The organism is Labedella gwakjiensis (assembly GCF_003014675.1).
In the GTDB taxonomy this organism is placed as follows: Bacteria; Actinomycetota; Actinomycetes; order Actinomycetales; family Microbacteriaceae; genus Labedella; species Labedella gwakjiensis.
Window position 1 is genome coordinate 2,548,826 of sequence record NZ_PYAU01000001.1, and the last position, 18,746, is coordinate 2,567,571.

Here is an 18,746-nt window from a genome sequence, read left to right on the forward strand (position 1 = left end):
GGCGCCGAGCCCCACCGGTGGCCGTCCGCGCGTCGGATAGTGTTGGTCGGTGCCGAGTCGGATGCAGAAGACCATCGATCCCCTGTCGACACCCCGTCGCGCCACGAGCCTCGACAGGGTCTCCGGAGTCGTCGGAGCCGCCTCGGACGGGATCGTGCGGGCCGTCTCGTCCGTCTGGTTCCTCGTCGCCGTGGTGGTGGTCTTCATCGTCGGAGCGTCACTCATGGCGGTGATGCAGAACTATCCGACGGTGTACGACGAGGACTACCACGTCGGGATCATCCAGATCTACGCCGGCCAGGTCTCGCCCTTCATCGAGAATGCCTCGTCGTACCTGGGCTTCGGGGACCTCGACCGCTTCGGATCGTTCCTCTACCACTGGCTCATGAGCTTCCCCCTGCGTGCGGTGGACGGGCTCGGTTTCTCCCTCTTCACGCAGGTCGTCGTCGTCCGCCTGCTGTCGGTCGCGCTCTTCGCCTCGTCGGTGATCTGGACGCGTGCGCTGCTGCTCCACCTCGGCGTCTCCCGATTCGTCTCGCACCTGGCGATCGCGGTCTTCCTGGCGCTGCCTCTCACGAGTGCTGTCGCGTCGACCGTGAACTACGACAACCTCGCGCAGCCTCTCGGCGCTGCGTTCCTCCTGCTCGTGGTCCGCGCCTACACCGCTGATCGGATCGTCGCCGGCCGATGGTGGGCGGTGCTCGTGGTCGGCGCGCTCGCATGCCTCACGAAGTTCACCTTCCTTCCGATCTTCGCCGTGTCCCTCGTCCTCCTCGTCCTCCGACGATTCGTCTGGCGCGAGGGGCGGTCCATCGGCGATGTCTGGCGCTCCATCCAGTGGCCGCGGCGCCGCTCCGTCATCGTGTGGGCCTCGATCGTGGCGGGTGCCCTCGTCGGCGCCGTCTTCGCCGAGCGGTACCTCGGCAACGTCATCCTCTTCGGGAGCCCGGCCCCCGACTGCGGCGAGATCCATTCGGACGCGTACTGCTCGACCTACTCCGTGTGGGAGCGCAACGAACGGCTCGAGGCGTCGCACGACGCCGATCCCCTGACCGTGCCGCGTGCGATCGCATTCCTCTCCAACGTCTGGATCGTGCAGATGGTGATCCGGCTGAGCTTCTTCGGGGCGACCACGGTCACCGGCCGCGAGTTCACCCAGGGGCCGGTGATCGTCCAGCAGTTCATCCTCATCGGCTCGTACACCGTGCTCGTGCTCGCCGCCGTCGTGCTCGTCGCGCTGATTCTGCGTCGTGCGTGGCAACCGATCATCGTGAGCGGCATCGTCTACGCGGTCTTCATCTTCGTGCGCAACTTCTCCGAGTACTCGCGATTCGGCGAGCCCATCGCGACCCAGCCGCGATATTTCGCCCTCTTCATCCCGATCCTCATCGCGATCGCCGGCGTCGTGATCGGTCGCGTCATCGCGAGCTTCTATCCCAGGGGAAGCATGGTTGTGAAGGCCGTGGTCGCCCTCTGCGTCCTCGCGGCGTTCACCCAGGGCGGCTTCGCGATTTCGTTCTTCGCCTTCGCCGAGCCCGACTGGATCAATTTCGGCTCCCCCGGAGCTGTCCTGTTCGACGTGCTCGCCCGACTGGCCAGACTCATCATCGTCGGCTGACCCGCCGCGTCGGGGCCCGTCGTGTCCGGACCCGTCCCAACAAGACCCGATACATCTGGTCCCGCGACATCCTCAACCGGAGCGGCGCGAGTCCGTCCGGCGCGAGCGCATCGAGGCCCAGGCGGAACGCACGCCGAGGCCGGCCCGCACGACGAGCCGCGCCGGTGCGAGGTACCACTCGGGGTGTCGGATCGCGAAGTAGCGGTAGGCGCTGCGATGGTGGGCCTGGAGCATGACCGCCGAGACGTCCTCCGTCGAGTGCCCGCCGATGTGTCGCACGACGGCGTCGGGCACGTAGACGTTGCGGAGTCCGTGCAAGCCGATGCGGCGACCGAGGTCGACGTCCTCGAAGTACATGAAGAAGCCCTCGTCGAACCCGCCGAGGGAGACGAAGTCCTCCGCCCTCATCAGGAGACAGGCACCCGACAGCCAGCCGACGTCGGTGCCGCCGGTGCCGAGGGCGTCGGCGTTACGGTAACGGCGAGACCACGGGTTGTCGGTCCAGACGTTCGCGAAGATCGCGTGTCCGATCCCGAGCCGCGTCGAGGGGAGCCGTCGGGCCGACGGGTACACCGTTCCGTCCAGGTTGAGGATGCGCGGGCCGACGGCACCGATCGTGCGGTCGGAGCGCAGCCGGTCCGCCAGGATGTCGAGCGATCCTTCGCCGAGCTCCACGTCGGGATTGCAGATCAGGAGCAGTTCCGCATCGGACGCGAGGCGTGCTGCGGCGTTGATGCCGGCCCCGTACCCTGCGTTGCGTTCCATGCGACGGAAGACCGCGTCGTGCGAGCTCGCGATCCGCTCCGTCGCGACGGCCTCGGCCTCGGTCGAGCCGCTGTCCACGATGACGACATCGACGTCCGACGTCGATGATCGCTCGACGGACGACAGGAACCCCTCGAGGATCGACGAGGAGTTGTGCGTGACCGTGAGGACCGTGATGGCGGACACCGTCAGAGCGGACTTCCGAGGTCGGCGAACGACGGCTCGGCGTAGGTGACGCCGACGGCGAGGGGGGTGTAGGCGACATTGAACGACGTGGCCTGAGGGAAGTCGTGCAGGTGCCGACCGGCCATGTCCATGAGCGACGCGTTGATGAAGTACTTGCCGGTGCCGAAACGGACGTCGTCGAGCACGAGCCGAACGGTGCGTTCGCCGGTGAGCGGCGAGAAGCGCTCTCCGACGCGCTTGCTGGTGGTGCCGTAGACGACCTGGCCCATCTCGTTGTCGATCTGGATGGCGCAGATCCAGTCCTCGACGCCGTCGCGGCTCGTGAGCGTCGTGTCGATCACGAGCCGGTCGCCCTGCTCGACGTCGACGCCGACCTCTCTGCCCTCCGCATAAGCATCCACGGACAGGACCCGACCGTCGTAGAGGTCGTCGATCGTCACATCGGTGTCGCCGTGGTGGGTCTCCTCGACGCGGCGTTCCTCGAGCTTGTCGCGGAACTCGGCGACGGCCTCGCGCGGGTCGCCGTCGAACAGCACCCGCCCGTGGTGGAGCAGGACGGCTCGGTCGCACAGCTCGGTGACCTGGCCGAGGTTGTGCGTCACCAGGATGATCGTGCGTCCCTCCTGCTGGAAGGAGCGGATCTTGTCGAGGCACTTCCGCTGGAAGGCCTCGTCGCCGACAGCGAGCACCTCGTCCACGAGGAGCAGGTCGGGGTCGGTGTGCACGGCGACGGCGAAGGCGAGCCGCACATACATGCCGGACGAGTAGAACTTGACCTGGGTGTCGATGAAGTCGCCGATACCCGAGAACTCGTGGATGTCGTCGAAGCGCGCCTCGGTCTCTTCACGGGACAGGCCGAGGATCGCGGCGTTCAGGAAGACGTTCTCGCGGCCGGTGAGGTCGGGGTGGAACCCCGCGCCGAGTTCGAGGAGCGCGGCGAGACGGCCGCGCGTGCTCACGGAACCGGTCGTCGCATCGATGATGCCGCCGATCACCTTGAGCAGCGTGCTCTTGCCCGAGCCGTTGTGTCCGATGAGGCCGACGGTCGTCCCTGCGTGGAAGTCGACGGAGACGTCGCGGAGGGCCCAGAAGTCCTCGCGGTGCTGACGGCCGCGCCCGAACGTGACGAGGCGTTCCTTCAACGAGTTGTCCTTGCGGACGACGAATCGCTTCGAGACGTCGTCGATGCTGACGATGACGGGTGTGTCGGTCATCGGGCCGTCCCTTCGGTCGGAATGCGGCACGCGGTCGCGGGGGTCGTGGCCATCACAGGGCCTGGGCGAAGTTGCCCTGGAGCCGTGAGAAGACCCGCTGGAAGACGACGACGAAGACGAGGCCGATGAGGGCGGCGACCCCGAGCCGCAGCAGGAGTTCCGTGGGGTACGGCGTATCGGCGTGACCGCTCGTCCAGAACGCGCGCTGGAACCCGAGGACCGCGAGAGTCACGGGGTTGTTCGTATAGACGTCGAGGAGGAAGGTCCCGCCGAGGAAGCTCTTCGCCATGTCCCAGGAGTACACGATGGGGGACGCCCACAGCAGCAGGAGCAGGACGACCTCGACGAGGTACTGGATGTCGCGGAGGTACACATTGGCCGCCGAGAGGAGGAGGGCGAAGGCCGTTCCCCAGATGAGGAGGACGGCGAGCGACGGCAGCGCGTAGATCAGCTCGGCCGTGAGCGGCGGGTGCCCGAGCGCGATCGTGGCCGCCAGCAGGATGAGCAGCTGGATGCAGAAGTTGAAGAGCGCGCTCCCCACGCTCGCGAGCGGGAACACCTCTCGCGGGAGGTAGATCTTCTTGATGAGCCCGGCGTTGCCGACGATCGACGACGTACCGCCGGCCACGATCTCGCTGAAGAGACCGTAGGCGGTGAGACCGGTGAAGACGTAGATCGCGAAGTCGGGGATTCCGCGTTCGGCGCCGAGGAACTTCCCGATGACGATGTAGTAGATGGCGAGCTGCGTGAGAGGCCTGACGAGGGCCCACACCAGACCGAGTGCGCTGTCCTTGTATCGCGCCTTCAGATCGCGGCGGACGAGGAGCGCGAGCATCTCGCGGTGGGCGGCGATCTCACGGATCGTGTCGATGAAACCACCGGGACCACGGGATCGGTTCCCCACTCGTTTCAGCGGGATCGCGCTGAGTGCGGAGAAGCGTTCCTCGGCTGTCATTCGGTTCATTTCTCTCGGGGCAGGGCGCGACAAGTATAGCCGCGGGTTCCTGGGCGACCGTCGGACGGTCAGTGCGTCGGGCGACGTCGGAGATCGGCGATGCGGTCGACGGCGCGGACGATTCGGCGCGACCGCATGGCCTCCGTCTCGGCCCGCGATTCGGAGAGGTCGCGACGTGCCGCTTGGAGCTGATCCTCGAGCTCGCCGACCCGGTGCTCGAGGTGTCCGGCCTTCTCGGTGAGGACCTTGACCTCGTGGGCCGAGGTCGACGCGGAGACGATCAGGTCGCGGTTCTTCTGATCGGCTCGTCCGACGGCTTCTCCGAGGGGGCGCAGCAGGTCGACGACGCTCGCGTCGATCGGCTCGTCCGCGTCGGGTCCGACGCTCGAGCTCGCGATTCGGCGATCCTCCACGAACTCGCCCCGTTCGAGTCCCGCCTCGAGTTCGGCGGCCGACGGGTGCCTGGCGATGTAGAGGCCGAAGAGCGATCCCTCCAGAAGTCGCCTGTAGTCCCTCATGCCGTGATGGTTGGGGGAGGGGGTGAGATTGCTCGCCTCGTAGGCGCGACCCGCATTCTCCACCTTGCGTCGATACTGCTCCCACGAGCGCCAGGGGAAGTGCAGGACCTCTACGGGCGAGTCCTCGAGCGCGACACCACCGGCGAGATCGACCGAGTGGTTGCCCTGCACCACGTTCACGGCATCGCTGCCGACGTGGACGGTATCCGGCGAGGAGTGCGCGAACAGGCCGATCTCGTGAAGGCGTTCGACGGGGCGGTGATCGCGGTAAACGAGTCGCTGCAGCCCGGACCCGCGTGCGGCAGGGTCGCCGATCATGTCGTGGACGGGCACGACGAAGGTCTCGACGCCGTCCGGCACGGTCGCGAACGCGTCGGCGACGGACCGGTCGGCGTCGGAGTCGTCGCGGCGCCGGGCGACCCAGAACTCGTCGGCATCGGCGTTCACGACCCAGTCGGCACCGTGCACGGTGTAGGCGCGCCGCGCCATGCCCGTCACCGTGGTGCTCTGCTGCTTCCGGTGCACGGGGTCGTGGTGGAGCTCGATCCGCCCGGCGGACTCGAACGTCTCGAGGATCTCGCGCGTACCGTCGATCGATCCGTTGTCGGTGACGATGATGGTGTCGAAGCCCTGACCGAGGTGATGCTCGATCATCGGGCCGATGATGTCCGCCTCGTCGCGGACCATCAGTGTCATCACGATCTTCATGGAATCTCTCGGGTCTCGTCACCGTGCGTCCGGATGCACGATGGATCCACCCTAGCGAGGACGACGGCGCGCGATCCCCTCCCGCGCCCTGCTTCGCGAAATCTGAGGAATCCTCACGCGATACCCCAGATCGGGGCCGATTTCTCAATTCACTCTGGTCACAGGAGCCCCGCTGGTTACACTGTGGAAGGTCTGTCGCGATCGTGCGCGACGTTCCATCCTCCGTCAGACGACGCATCAGGGGCGTTCATGATCTCCATCCTTACGCGACGACCGCTCCGGATCGCGCTCGCCGCGCTGATCGGAATCGTTCTCGTCGCCTCCGGCCTCGTCGTCGGACAGACCGTCGCCACCTCCTCGGCCTCGGCCGCCGAGTCGAAGAACTTCGATCCGGCCAACATCATCTCGGACGCGAACTTCTACAACGGTTCGGCGCTCTCGGAATCGCAAGTGCAGTCGTTCCTCAACTCGAAGGTGTCGACGTGCGCCTCCGGTTACACGTGCCTCAAGAGCTTCAAGCAGACCACCTACTCCCGCGGTGCGGACGCGATGTGCTCCGCCTACGCTGGAGGCTCGAACGAGTCCGCTGCGCGGATCATCGCCAAGGTCGGCGCGGCGTGCAACATCAGCCAGAAGGCGCTCATCGTCACGCTCGAGAAGGAGCAGTCCCTCGTCACGAGCACTCGCCCCACGACGAGCCGATACAACATCGCGATGGGATACGCCTGCCCGGACACGGCGCCGTGCAACACGGAGTACTACGGCTTCTACAACCAGGTGTACAAGGCCGCGTGGCAGCTGAAGCGCTACGGCAACCCGCCAGGGACGAGCAACTACTTCACCTGGTTCCCGGTGGGGTCGTCCGCTCCCGTGCGCTACCACCCGAACGCCGCGTGCGGATCGAAGTCCATCACGATCAAGAACAAGGCGACGGCGGCGCTCTACTACTACACGCCGTACCAGCCGAACGGGGCGGCCCTCGGCAACCTCTACGGCACCGGCGACTCCTGCAGCGCCTACGGGAACCGCAACTTCTGGCGGCTCTACTCCGACTGGTTCGGCTCTCCCACCTCGGCGGCGACGCCCAATGCGACCGTGAGCTCCGCCACGGGGGTCTACAACGGCGTCCGGGTCACCGGTACGGCCAAGAACCCGAACGGCGGAACGGCCTACGTCTGGGTCAACATCGACGGCAGCGGTCGCGCCGTCGCGGCGAACCCGTCGTTCGACATCACGATCGAGAGGCCGCCGGGTACGTACGAGATGTGCGCGTACAACTCATCGGATTCGAGCAAGCTCATCGAGTGCCGCGACGTCACGGTTCCGGTGGGGGCAGGCCACTTCGATTCGCTGACACAAGCGGCCGGAGGCGTGCGTCTCACGGGGTGGGCCGTCGACTTCCGGACGACCGCGCCCGACACCGTCAAGGTCACGGTGGACGGCGTGGCCACCTCGCACTCGGCGAACGTCTCCTTGCCGTGGATCAACACGAAGTACCCCGGTCTGGGATCCGCGCATGGATACGACGTCTACGTGCCCACCTCACTCGGCGCGCACACCGTCTGCGTCACGTCCACGGGAGGCGCTCAGGGGTGCAAGAGCATCACGACGGTCCGGTCGGAGAAGGGCTCGTTCGACTCCGCGACCGGCTCGGCCAAGGGGATCAGGGTCACCGGGTGGGCCCTCGACATGTCCACGTCCAACTCGTCATACGTCTGGATCACCGTCAACGGAGCCGGGCGTCAGGCGAAGGCCAACGTGGCGCTCGGATGGTTCGACAAGCTGAATCCCGGTGCCGGCCCCAACCACGGCTTCGACACGACGATCCCCGCGGACCAGGGGACGTACACCGTCTGCGTGAAGACATCGGGGCTCGGCAACTCCCTGGGGTGCAAGTCCGTGACGGTCCCGACCTATGAGGCCACGGCGTTCGACTCGCTCACCGCGACGCCCACCGGCTTCCGACTCACGGGGTGGTCGGCGAACCTCCGCACGGCGGATCCGTCGTGGGTCTGGGTCACGGTCGACGGCAAGGGCAAGGCGTACAAGGCGGCGTCGCCCCTGTCCTGGTTCGACCGGATGCACCCGGGACTCGGCAACAACCACGGGTTCGACATCTCGCTGACGGCTTCGCCCGGTCCGCACACCGTCTGCGTCTCGGGTGCCTCGACGGGCAAGCTCGTGGGGTGCAAGACCGTGACCGTTCCTCAGCCCGTGACGGCCTCCAACAACGAGCAGGGGCACTTCGACTCGGCCACGGCCGTGGCCGGAGGCATTCAGATCAGCGGCTGGTCGTTCCTCCGCAGCACGGCTCCGGCCTCCTCGTACGTCTGGGTGACCCTCGACGGCAAGGGGTCGGCCGTCAAGGCCGCGCAGCCGCTGTCCTGGATCGACCGGATGTTCGGGGTCGGACCCAACCACGGGTTCTCGGCGCTGCTCCCGGCGTCGAAGGGCACTCACACCGTGTGCGTCTCGGGAGCGTCGACCCCCAAGTCCTACGGCTGCAAGACCGTCACGGTTCCGTGATGTCGATGGGGCCGCCGCCGACAGGCGAGCGGCCCCCTCACGGACGGTGCGCTGATCAGGCGTGCAGGACGTGCTCGACGGCGTCGAGGTATGCACGACCGAACCGCTGAGTCGGTTCGAGGACGGCGCCCTCGGCCCACTCGTTCCACGCGTTCACGAAGACGAGCCGCTCGTCGAACGGTCGGTCCTCGACCGCGAGCACGGTGGTCGCGAGCCACCGTCGGAAGGTGAGGGGATTCGAGCCGTACCAGAGATCGGGATGGTGCTGTCGCCGTGCGGTGTTGTCGAAGCCGACGAGGACACCGGGGTAGCGGTCGTCCTCGAGCTCCGTGAGCACCGATCGTTCGCAGGCCTCGGCCATCGCGTCGTAGCGCAGGATGTTACCGGCGAAACCGTCGACCAGTTCGAGTTCGTCGCGCGGGACACCCCGCCACGGCTTGTTGTGCGGCGGGAACTCGAGGCAGCCGTCGAGGCCCTCCTGGCGGAGGTCGGATTCGAGGCCCTCCATGCTCGCGCCCACGTCCACCGTGAGCAGCTCGAGGCCGGGGAGGCCGGCGGCGACGGCGGCCTCTCGCCAGGCGGCGAGGACCTCCCGGTAGCCCGGGATCTGGGTGATGCGGTAGACCGCGACGACCGGCCGGCCGTCGACACGGATGTACCGGGGATCCGTGAGGAGGTGCATGACGTCGTGGATGAACTGCTCGGCCGGCACGGCGTCGTAGTCCTGCCCGATGAGCACGCTCGTCGTGCTCCCGTCCCAGCGGCGCGTCCAGTTCTCGTTCGCCCACATGATGCAGAACGGTTGATCGCCCTCGCCGGCGGCGAGGGCCTCGACCGGTCCGTCCATGAGCTTCCGGCCGGCGAACCAGTAGTAGTAGTACATGAACCCCTCGATGCCGGCTCGACGGGCGAGGTCGAACTGCGCGTCACGGACGCCGTCGTGGCTCAGGTCGTAGAAGCCGAGCTCGCCGGGCAGGAGAGGCTGCCGGTGCCCGTGGAACATGGGCTTCGCAGCGGTCACGTTCGACCACTCCGTGAATCCCGCCCCCCACCATCGGTCGTTCTCCGGGAAGGCGTGGAACTGGGGAAGGTAGAACGGGACGACCCGCGCGCGGGATGAGCGCGACGCGTCCGGCTCGAAGCGGCGCCACGACTCCTCGTCGAGCGGAGGCAGATCGTCGACCGTGCGGAGACGGAGGCCTGCCTCCTCCGTGAGGATGCCGATGACGCGTTCGACGGCGTGGGCCGTCGTCCCGTCGATCTGTCCGGCCTCCTCCTCGAAGTCCTCCTCGCTGAGGTCGAGGGTGCGGAGACCCCGGAGGATGAAGCCGGAGATCCAGTAGATCGATCCGGCGTTGAAGCGGAGGTCGTCGCTGCTGCGCAGCTCGAGGCGGCGGAGGAGCGCGTCGACGATGTGGCGGTCGCCGCCCCAGTGCTCGGCTCCGACGATGTTGCCGGTGGTGGTGACCGAACCGAGCGTCCGATCGTTCGCGAAGGCGGAGAGGATCCGCTCGACGTTGCCGCGCGAGCCGAAGAGACCGGTGACGAACGCGGCCCGCCACGCGGCTCCGCTGCCGGAGAGCACGTCGTGCTCCTCGCGCCACGGGCTCTTCTTCGTGTGCACCTTGCAGACGACGTCGTAGCCGTCGAGGAGGCCGGCGTTCGCTACGAGGACGAGGGGGAGGATGTCACGACCGCGGTTCTCGACCTCGAGCACCCGGACGGACCGGGCGAGGGGGAGTGCGCTCGTGTCGAGCACGAGCGGCTCTCCCGATGCGTTCGTGGCGACGATGTCGAAGGGCACGGGGATCGTCGCGAGAGACTCGAGGATCTCGTCCACGAGGTCCGTGTAGTACACGTGCATGACGACCGCGATGCGCGGGCTGTCCGCCGTCCGCTCTGTCGGGGCCCAGCCGGCGCGCGACGTGTAGCGGAGCTTGTCGCTCCGCCGGGACACCCAGTTGCGGAACCCGGCAGGGAAGTCCTCGGGCTCGCGGGCGGGCGGCTGAGGCACCGGCCCGCGGACGACGGCTACTGCGCGGCGCGCTGCAGCGCGGACGATCCTATTCATTCACGACTTCCTGTTCGATCCAGTCCATGGGGTCGACGCCGTACAGAGCGCGGACGTGGTCGACGACGTCCTGGCGCTCGTCGGCGAACCGCTTCTTCACGAGCAGTTCCCTCTTCACGAAGGGGAACCCGGCATCGAGGAGCTTCCGCCATCCGGCGATGGTCGGATTGTCGCCGTCGCGGACGACGACCTCCGACGGGATGGCCGCCGTCGCAGAGTACCCCTCGGACTGGAACACCTGGCTGAGCCCGATCTCGTGCGCCTCGACGATCCGGTGCTTGCTCGCCTGGGGCTCGAGTCCTCTCCAGAAGTCCCGGAGGGGTGCCTCGCGGAGCACCCCCCGTCGATATCCCACCATGAAGCTCTGCAGGTGCGGACCGAACTGGAGGGTGCTCGTCGCCGCCCAGACATCGGCCGTCGTCGTGGCGAAGTCGTCGAGGAGATCGTCGAGCGGGGCGAACGGTCCGGCGATCGAGTCGTTCACGAGCAGGACCTGATCCCGGCGAAGGTCCTCGGGGAAGGTCGCCATGCCGGCCGCCCAGGAGCCGAAGTCATAGCCGATGTTCGGGCGTTGCACATATCCGACGGCCGGGTCGAGAGCCGAGAGGTCGGCCCACGGGGCGTTGTCTGCGGACGATCGCACGATGACGACGCGGAAGCCGGTGCGGACGAGCTCGTCCGTGAGCGCGATGAGCCCGACGGCCGGGGTCTCGCGTCTGCCGAAGCTCGCGACGATCGCGAAGCGCCGGGAGTCCGTGCCGGGAGCCGGGCGGCGGACGATGCGCGTCTGCGGGAGGGACTCGAGGAGCACACGGCCATCCGGCTGACGCCATGGCGACCTCATCGAGCCGGGGTCTCCGGGACGCGCTTCTTCAGGATGCGCAAGGGGCGGGTGACACGCCACGAGCGCGACCCCCTCATGAGCCGCAGCTGCTGTCGGTAGTCGTCGAGTTCCCGCTTCGCCGCGCGGAGTCTGTCGTCGAGAGCGACGATCTCGGCGGTGGCGTCGGCGAGCCGCACGCGCAGCTCGGTGTTCTGGGCTCGGACGCTCGTGACGTCACCGGGTACGGGCGGGATGGACTCCTCCGGACGGTGGTCCGCTGTCGTCCGGTCGCCTCGTGTCGGCTCACTCGATGTCACTTGTGTCTCCCCGTGCCGTCGATCTCGTCGTCGTGCCGGTGGCCGTGGCGGCCGCTCCGACACCCCAGGATACGACGTGGCGTCCGGAGAGGTTGCCGGGTACGGGTGGTCTGCCCACCGTAGAGTGGGATGTCGTGCGCACGACGAGAGAGAAGGAGTCGACCATGGACAGCTCGGTCAGGGCGGGCGTCGTCTCCGTCGTCCTCGTCAATTACAAGGGCACGGACGACACCATCGAGGCGATCCGCCAGCTCCGCGCGACGGACTGGCCGAGCGAGCTCCTCGAGATCGTCGTCGTGGAGAACGCATCGGGCGACGACAGCGCCGAGCGCATCGCGGCGGCCGACGCCGGCGTCGTGCTGGTCGAGTCCGGGGACAACCTGGGCTTCGCCGGTGGCTGCAATCTCGGCGTCGCGCGGTCGACGGGGGAGTACCTCGCGTTCCTCAACAACGACGCGAAGCCGGATCCCGCGTGGATCCGCGCCGCTGTCGCGCGCTTCACCTCGAGCCCGCGCGTCGGGGCGATCGCGAGTCGCGTGCTCGACTGGGAGGGCGAGAACGTCGATTACATCGGTTCGGCGATGACGTGGTTCGGCATGGGCTACAAGCCGCTCACGGCGCAGAAGGTCCCGAAGGAGAGCGACCGGCCGACGGACGTCCTGTTCGGCACCGGCTCGGCGATGTTCGTCCGGCGGACGGCCTACGAGCAGCTCGACGGTTTCGACGAGCGGTTCTTCATGTTCTTCGAGGACGTCGACTTCGGGTGGCGCCTCAACCTCCTCGGCTGGCGTTTCGTGTACGAGCCGGCGTCCCTCGCGTTCCACAAGCACCACGCCTCGATGAACAAGCTCGGCGCCTACAAGGAGACCTACCTGCTCGAACGCAACGCCCTGTTCACGCTCTACAAGAACCTCGGCGATGACGCCCTGCACGACGCCCTGCCCGCCACCCTCTCCCTCTCCGTCCGCCGGTCCGTCGCCAAGGGCGGTCTCGACTCGACGGCCTTCGACATCCGCAAGGGCGACGACGACTCGCGAAGCGAGGTCTCCGTCTCGAAGCAGACCGTCGCCGGACTGTTCGCTATCGACCAGTTCGTCGAGAACCTCGACGCCCTCGTCGCCGCGCGGGAGCACGTCCAGTCGACGCGCGTCGTCTCCGACGACCGGCTCTGGTCCCTCTTCGGCGAGACGGATGCTCCGTCCTTCCAGAACGAGCACTACCTCGAGGGCTACGACAAGGTCGTGGCCGCCTTCCCCGTGCTCGACGTCCCGGTCCTCACGCGCGTGCTCATCATCACGGGCGATCCGGTCGGCGAGAAGATGGCCGGACCGGCCATCCGGGCGTGGCACATGGCCGAGACCCTCGCCGAGTCGCACGACGTCACCCTCGTGAGCCTCGCCGGCGTCGGCAACGTGAGCGGGCCCTTCGACATCCAGCACGTCGCTCCGGGCAACAACCGGGCGATGAAGGCGCTCGAGCAGTGGGCGGACGTCATCGTCTTCCAGGGTCTCGCGATGGCGCTCTTCGACGCGATCCGCTCGAGCAAGAAGATCATCGTCGCCGACGTCTACGACCCCATGCACCTCGAGCAGCTCGAGCAGGCTCGCCAGCAGCCGAGGGCGCAGTGGGACCGCCAGGTCGTCGATGCGACGGACGTGCTGAACGATCAGCTCGCGCGCGCCGACTTCCTCCTGTGCGCCTCGGAACGCCAGCGTCACTTCTACCTCGGTCAGCTCGCCGCCCTCGGTCGGGTGAATCCCGCCAACTACTCGGCCGACTCCGATCTCCGTGACCTCATCGACACGGTGCCCTTCGGCCTCTCGAGCACCCCTCCGGAGCACGTGAGGAAGGTCCTCAAGGGCGTCGTCCCCGGGATCCGCGCAACGGACAAGGTCGTGCTGTGGAGCGGTGGGCTCTACAACTGGTTCGACCCGACGACGCTCGTCCGCGCGATCGCCCAGCTCACGGGACGCAAGAAGAGCGTTCGACTCTTCTTCCAGGGCACGAAGCACCCCCACCCGGGCGTACCGGAGATGGCGATCGTCACCGAGACGCGGACGCTCGCCGCGGAACTGGGCGTGCTCGACCGGTCCGTGTTCTTCAACGACTCATGGGTCGACTACGCGGACCGCCAGAACTACCTCACGGAGGCCGATGCCGGCGTGAGCACCCACCACACCCACGTCGAGACGACATTCTCCTTCCGCACGCGGATCCTCGACTACCTCTGGGCCGGGCTTCCGATCGTTCTCACGGAGGGCGATCACTTCGCGGAGCTCGTCGAGAAGGAGGGACTCGGCATCGTCGTCCCGTCCGGGGACGTCGGCGCTCTCGCCGATGCGCTCGAGAAGGTGCTTTTCGACGAGGAGTTCCGTGACGCGGCGAAGGCGAACGTCGCGCGTGTCCGCGAGTCGTACCGGTGGGAATCGGTGCTCGGCCCCCTCGTGAGGTTCATGGACGACCCGCAGCACGCCGCCGACCTCCTCGCGAGCGGTTCCGTCAAGGCGGCGCCCCCGCGTTCCGGCCGGCCGCGTCGCGTCAAGAAGCACGGTTTCGTCCACGACGTCGGGCTCGTCGTCCACTACATGCGGACGGGAGGACCCACGGTGCTCCTGCGGAAGGTCCGCAGCCGTCTCGGCCGCCGGTGACCACCCGATGACGTCGGAGCCGCTCCGCGTCTCCGTCGCCCTGTGCACGTTCGACGGCGTCGACTTCCTCGAACCTCAGCTCGAGAGCATCCTCGCTCAGTCGTCGCCGCCCGACGAGATGGTGATCGCCGACGACGGCTCGACCGATGGAACGCTCGAGATCGTCGACCGCTTCGTCGAGCGCGCTCCGTTCCCCGTCACCGTCGTGCGCGACCCCGGTCCGGGGGGAGTGACGGCCAACTTCGAGCGCGCCATGGTGGCGACGACGGGCGACGTCATCGTGCTGAGCGACCAGGACGACGTGTGGACATCCGACCGGATCGCCGCTACCCGCCGCCGTTTCGCCGCCGACGACACACTCGACCTGCTCTTCGCCGATGCCGACCTCATCGACGCCGGGGGAGCACCCATCGGCTTGCGCCTCTTCGAGGCGCTCGAGATCTCCGCGCACGAGCGGGCCCAGCTCGCCTCAGGCGACGCCGTGCCCGTGTTCCTGCGTCGCAACCTCGCGACGGGAGCGGCCACGGCCGTCCGCCGCCGACTCGTCGATCGTTCCGTCCCGTTCCCTCACGAATGGGTCCACGACGAGTGGCTCGCGATGGTGGCAGCCATCACGGGGTCCATCGCGATGGACGAGAGCGTCGTCGTCCGGTACCGGCAGCACGGCCGCAATCAGATCGGCATGCGCACCCCCGGTCTTCGTCAGAAGATCTCCAGGGTGTTGGAGCCGCGCGGCGGCCGCAATCATGCCCTCGCCGCCCGCGGACGCGCCTTGGCCGACAGGCTCGCCGACGGGTCCATCGTCGCCCCGACCGACGTCGTCAGGGCCGCGGAGGAGAAGGCCGTCTTCGAATCCCTGCGCGCGGACATGTCGCCGAGACGTCTCCGGCGGGTGGGGACGATCGCCGCGCTCGCGCTCACCGGCCAGTACCGGAGATTCGCCTCTCGCGGCGACGCCGACGTGCTGAGAGATCTTCTTCAACCGGAAACATGACGTCCCGGAACCGGCCGTGTCCGGCTGCTAGGCTCTGAGCCGATATGAGACTCTCAGTGATCGGATGCGGGTATCTCGGGGCGGTTCACGCGGCAGCGATGTCGTCCCTCGGACACTCGGTCGTAGGAATCGACGTCGACGAAAGCAAGATCGAAGCACTCGGGAGAGGTGCGGCCCCCTTCTTCGAACCCGGTCTCCCCGAGCTGCTCTCGCAGGAGATCGCCACGGGGAGGCTCACCTTCTCGTCGGACATCGCCGCGGCGGCCGACGCCACCGTCCACTTCGTGGCGGTGGGCACTCCGCAGAGCGCCGACGGGTTGAGCGCGGATCTCCGCTTCGTCGATGCGGCCATCGACGCCCTCCTCCCGCACCTGACCCCCGGCGATGTCGTGGTCGGGAAGTCGACCGTCCCCGTGGGGACGGCCGCTCGCCTCGCGGAGAAGGTGTCCGCGACCGGAGCCGTGCTCGCGTGGAACCCCGAGTTCCTCCGGGAGGGCTTCGCGATCCAGGACACGCTCACGCCGGACCGGCTGGTCTACGGCGTCGCCCCGGGCGACGACGTCGCCAAGGCGGCTCTCGACGAGGTGTACGCGACCCCGCTCGCCGGCGGCATCCCCCTCATCGTGACCGACTACGCGACGGCCGAGCTCGTCAAGGTTGCGGCCAACGCCTTCCTGGCGACCAAGATCTCGTTCATCAACGCGATGGCCGAAGTGGCCGAGGTATCCGGGGCCGACGTCACGAGTCTCGCCGACGCGATCGGCCACGATGCCCGTATCGGTCGCCGCTTCCTCAACGCCGGTGTCGGCTTCGGCGGGGGCTGCCTGCCGAAGGACATCCGCGCGTTCCAGGCTCGCGCGACCGAGCTCGGGGTGGGCGATTCCGTCCGCTTCCTGACGGAGGTCGACAAGATCAACCTGCGCCGCCGCGACCGGGTCGTCGATCTCGCCACCGAACTCCTCGGCGGGGACGTCACGGGGAAGCGGATCGCCGTTCTCGGGCTCGCCTTCAAGCCCAACAGCGATGACATCCGTGACTCGCCGGCGCTCGACATCACCGTGCGGCTGCACGAGGCGGGGGCCGCCGTCGTGGCGACCGACCCGGAGGCCGTCGCGAACGCCCGCCGCCGTCACCCGGAGGTCGGCTTCGGCACGACGACCGAGGCGCTCGCCGGTGCCGACATCGTGATCCTGCTGACGGAGTGGTCCGAGTACCGCGAGCTCGACCCGACCGTCGTCGCAGAGGCGACGGCCGGACGGATCGTGATCGATGGGCGCAACACCCTCGACGCCGCCCGCTGGCGAGCGGCCGGCTGGACCTATCGGGGACTCGGCCGGTCCTGAGCCCCGGCTTCTCCGCGAGGGGCGGACCCGCCCGGGTGGGCCGGTCAGCCCCTCGCGGGGAGACGTTCGTGCGTCAGTACCGGTTCGAGAGCCCGTTCATCTCGATGTATCCCGTGCGACCGCCCACGATGACGTAGTACCAGGTGCGCGAACTCGCCGTGACTTCGACGAGCGCTCCCTTGCCGATCTGGATCGCGCTCCCACCGCCGGGTGAACTGCGGAGATTGACGACGGTGTTCGTCACGAGCTGCTGCTTCGGATAGGTCGCCGAGGTGCCGAACGCACCGTTCCAGTGTTCGTAGACGAGCCGTGAGATGGCGCCGATCTCCGCCTTCGACGCGTTGTTGTCGCCGAGGACGGCGATCGCGTACTTCCCCTTCGGCGACGACACGACACCGGCATCGGTCTGGATCATGCCGGTCGAGCGCCAGAGCTCGCCCACCTTCGTGTACGACGCGACTCCCGGCGGAAGGCCGGCCGCGATCCGCGTCCGCCACACCTGAGAGCTCAGGAGCGACTTGAGGTGGGCCGTGCTCGATGCGCTCAAGAGCGTGCCGGCCTCGAGCCGGGACATCAGGAGGGTGAGGTCGTTCGCCGTGCTCGCCTTCGAGGAGTACGACCCGGCGGTGTAGTGCGTGCCGGAGTAACCCTCGTTCGCGAACTGGGTGTTCATGTTCGACGCACCGATCCGACGGATCAGATCGGTGTGGCAGTAATTGTCCGAGACGTGGATCATCGCGCGCATGCAGTCGCGGATGGTCACTCCGGAGTCGAGGCGCGAGGACATCGAGAACTGACCGTTGTCGACGCGCTTGAGGGCGGCATAGGCGGCGAAGACCTTGATCGCGCTCGCGGGCTCCTTCTGCTTGGAGCCGCCCTGGTTCACCTGCTCGCCCAACCCGTCGAGCTTCCGGACCGACACCGAGTACCAGCCCTGGAACGTCGCGAGCTTCGAGGTGAGTTTGCTCTGGAGCGACTTCTCCGACGCGGACTTCTGAGCGGCCCTCCATGTCGTGCAGTTCGTGAGCTTCGCCACGTCGGCGCTGAGCGCTGTGGTCCCACCGAGCACGGTCACCCCGCTCGGGGCCTTCTTGGTGATGTCCGCCGCGACGATGTCCGTGAGGCATTCCGATTGGGAGAGGTAGAGCGGGCTCCCGGATCGCCCGGCCACGGACGCGGCCGAGAGGCCATCAGGGAACTGCGTACCACTCGCGATGTAGACGCGGTCGGGGTCGGGGAAGGCCGAGGAGGCGATGGCGATGGCTGTGGCATAGCGGTTCGCGCCGGACAGCCTCGTGGTCGTGAAGCCGTCAGCCTTGAGCGCAGTCTCCATCTTCGCCGAGATGCTCGCCGGACCGCCGATGAGCTTGAGGTCCGTGACGCCGAGCTCGGTCAGAAGGGCTGCCGTGTCGGCGTCGATGTCGGCGTCGGCTCCCCTGACGAGGATCACCGGGGCGCTCTGAGCCGAGGCCGCCGCCGACGCCGCGAGCGCGTCGGGGTAGGCCGAGCCTGTCGTGAGGTACGCGGACGAGGCCGATTCGAAGGAGTCGGTCACGACGGTGCGCGACGACTCGAATCTGTTCCCTCCCGCCGACCGCGTCACGGTCTCGGCGAGGCCGGAGAGGGTCGCGGCCGCCGTATCCGAGACCGAGGCGGTTCCGCCGACGACCACGATCCGGCTCGGGTCGAGCCGCTGGATCTCCGCTCGTACGACGTCCGGGATGGCCTTCTGCTGGGTGAGGAGCACCGGCCCGCCGGCCAGGGCGGCGGCCGGCCCGGCCGACAGGGCGTCGGGGAAGTTCTCACCGGATGCGACGTAGACCACGTCGGCCCCTTGGGGGAATCCCTTCTTCGACACCTCGACCGACGTCGCGTAGCGCGTCGTTCCGCCCACCCGTTCCACGGTGGGAGCGGCCGCGGCCGGGTCGGCCCCGAGGCCGGTCACCGTCGTGAGGACGCTGCCGATCAGGAGGGTCACGACCGAGAGGGCGAGAGCCCTCGTCCGGCGCGATCGGATGGACGATGGCTCGATCGTGTTGCGTCGTTGCACGAGTTCGGGG

Annotated in this window: 13 protein-coding genes; 5 read left to right on the forward strand and 8 right to left on the reverse strand. The window is 68.0% G+C overall.

Annotation, left to right across the window (positions count from 1 at the left end; translation table 11 throughout):
* Nucleotides 1-49 precede the first annotated feature (49 nt).
* Entirely contained in the window at nt 50-1,618 is a 1,569-nt protein-coding gene (locus CLV49_RS11995; RefSeq protein WP_158261968.1) for a hypothetical protein, read from the forward strand.
* Between the two features lie 72 nt (nt 1,619-1,690).
* Here the strand turns inward: CLV49_RS11995 and CLV49_RS12000 are convergent, their stop codons facing one another.
* The 4 genes from CLV49_RS12000 to CLV49_RS12015 form a co-directional block, all read right to left on the reverse strand.
* A complete protein-coding gene (locus CLV49_RS12000) occupies nt 1,691-2,569 on the reverse strand; it encodes a glycosyltransferase family 2 protein (RefSeq protein ID WP_208019787.1) in 879 nt (292 codons plus the stop codon).
* 2 nt (nt 2,570-2,571) lie between these two features.
* Nucleotides 2,572-3,783 (reverse strand): ABC transporter ATP-binding protein, encoded by a 1,212-nt coding sequence (locus tag CLV49_RS12005; protein ID WP_106563745.1) that lies wholly within the window; start codon nt 3,781-3,783, stop codon nt 2,572-2,574.
* A gap of 52 nt (nt 3,784-3,835) precedes the next feature.
* The gene (locus tag CLV49_RS12010; protein WP_106563746.1) at nt 3,836-4,738 is read right to left on the reverse strand and encodes an ABC transporter permease; all 903 of its coding nucleotides are present in this window, start codon (nt 4,736-4,738) and stop codon (nt 3,836-3,838) included.
* Nucleotides 4,739-4,806: 68 nt separating this feature from the next.
* A complete protein-coding gene (locus tag CLV49_RS12015; RefSeq protein ID WP_243696594.1) occupies nt 4,807-5,964 on the reverse strand; it encodes a glycosyltransferase family 2 protein in 1,158 nt (385 codons plus the stop codon).
* A 249-nt stretch (nt 5,965-6,213) separates the two neighbouring features.
* On the opposite strand from CLV49_RS12015, the gene CLV49_RS12020 reads away from it, so the two are divergent.
* Nucleotides 6,214-8,490, forward strand: coding sequence for a hypothetical protein (locus tag CLV49_RS12020; protein ID WP_208019786.1), 2,277 nt, complete (start codon nt 6,214-6,216; stop codon nt 8,488-8,490).
* A gap of 55 nt (nt 8,491-8,545) precedes the next feature.
* Here the strand turns inward: CLV49_RS12020 and CLV49_RS12025 are convergent, their stop codons facing one another.
* From CLV49_RS12025 to CLV49_RS12035, 3 genes are read right to left on the reverse strand one after another with little or no spacing between them, the layout of a single operon-like run.
* The gene (locus CLV49_RS12025) at nt 8,546-10,561 is read right to left on the reverse strand and encodes a glycoside hydrolase family 99-like domain-containing protein (RefSeq protein ID WP_106563747.1); all 2,016 of its coding nucleotides are present in this window, start codon (nt 10,559-10,561) and stop codon (nt 8,546-8,548) included.
* The gene (locus tag CLV49_RS12030; RefSeq protein WP_158261969.1) at nt 10,554-11,372 is read right to left on the reverse strand and encodes a rhamnan synthesis F family protein; all 819 of its coding nucleotides are present in this window, start codon (nt 11,370-11,372) and stop codon (nt 10,554-10,556) included. The genes CLV49_RS12025 and CLV49_RS12030 overlap by 8 nt, the downstream gene beginning before the upstream one ends.
* A 29-nt stretch (nt 11,373-11,401) precedes the next feature.
* Nucleotides 11,402-11,701 (reverse strand): hypothetical protein, encoded by a 300-nt coding sequence (locus CLV49_RS12035; protein ID WP_106563749.1) that lies wholly within the window; start codon nt 11,699-11,701, stop codon nt 11,402-11,404.
* 134 nt (nt 11,702-11,835) lie between these two features.
* Here CLV49_RS12035 and CLV49_RS12040 point away from each other — a divergent pair, with 134 nt between their 5' ends.
* From CLV49_RS12040 to CLV49_RS12050, 3 genes are read left to right on the forward strand one after another with little or no spacing between them, the layout of a single operon-like run.
* On the forward strand, nt 11,836-14,349 hold the full coding sequence (locus tag CLV49_RS12040; protein WP_243696593.1) for a glycosyltransferase: 2,514 nt from the start codon (nt 11,836-11,838) through the stop codon (nt 14,347-14,349).
* 7 nt (nt 14,350-14,356) lie between these two features.
* A complete protein-coding gene (locus tag CLV49_RS12045; protein ID WP_106563750.1) occupies nt 14,357-15,343 on the forward strand; it encodes a glycosyltransferase family 2 protein in 987 nt (328 codons plus the stop codon).
* Nucleotides 15,344-15,387: 44 nt separating this feature from the next.
* On the forward strand, nt 15,388-16,686 hold the full coding sequence (locus CLV49_RS12050; RefSeq protein WP_106563751.1) for a UDP-glucose dehydrogenase family protein: 1,299 nt from the start codon (nt 15,388-15,390) through the stop codon (nt 16,684-16,686).
* Between the two features lie 73 nt (nt 16,687-16,759).
* On the opposite strand, the gene CLV49_RS12055 is transcribed toward CLV49_RS12050, so the two are convergent.
* Complete coding sequence (locus CLV49_RS12055; protein ID WP_158261970.1) at nt 16,760-18,736, reverse strand: cell wall-binding repeat-containing protein; 1,977 nt, start codon at nt 18,734-18,736, stop codon at nt 16,760-16,762.
* Between the last annotated feature and the right edge of the window lie 10 nt (nt 18,737-18,746).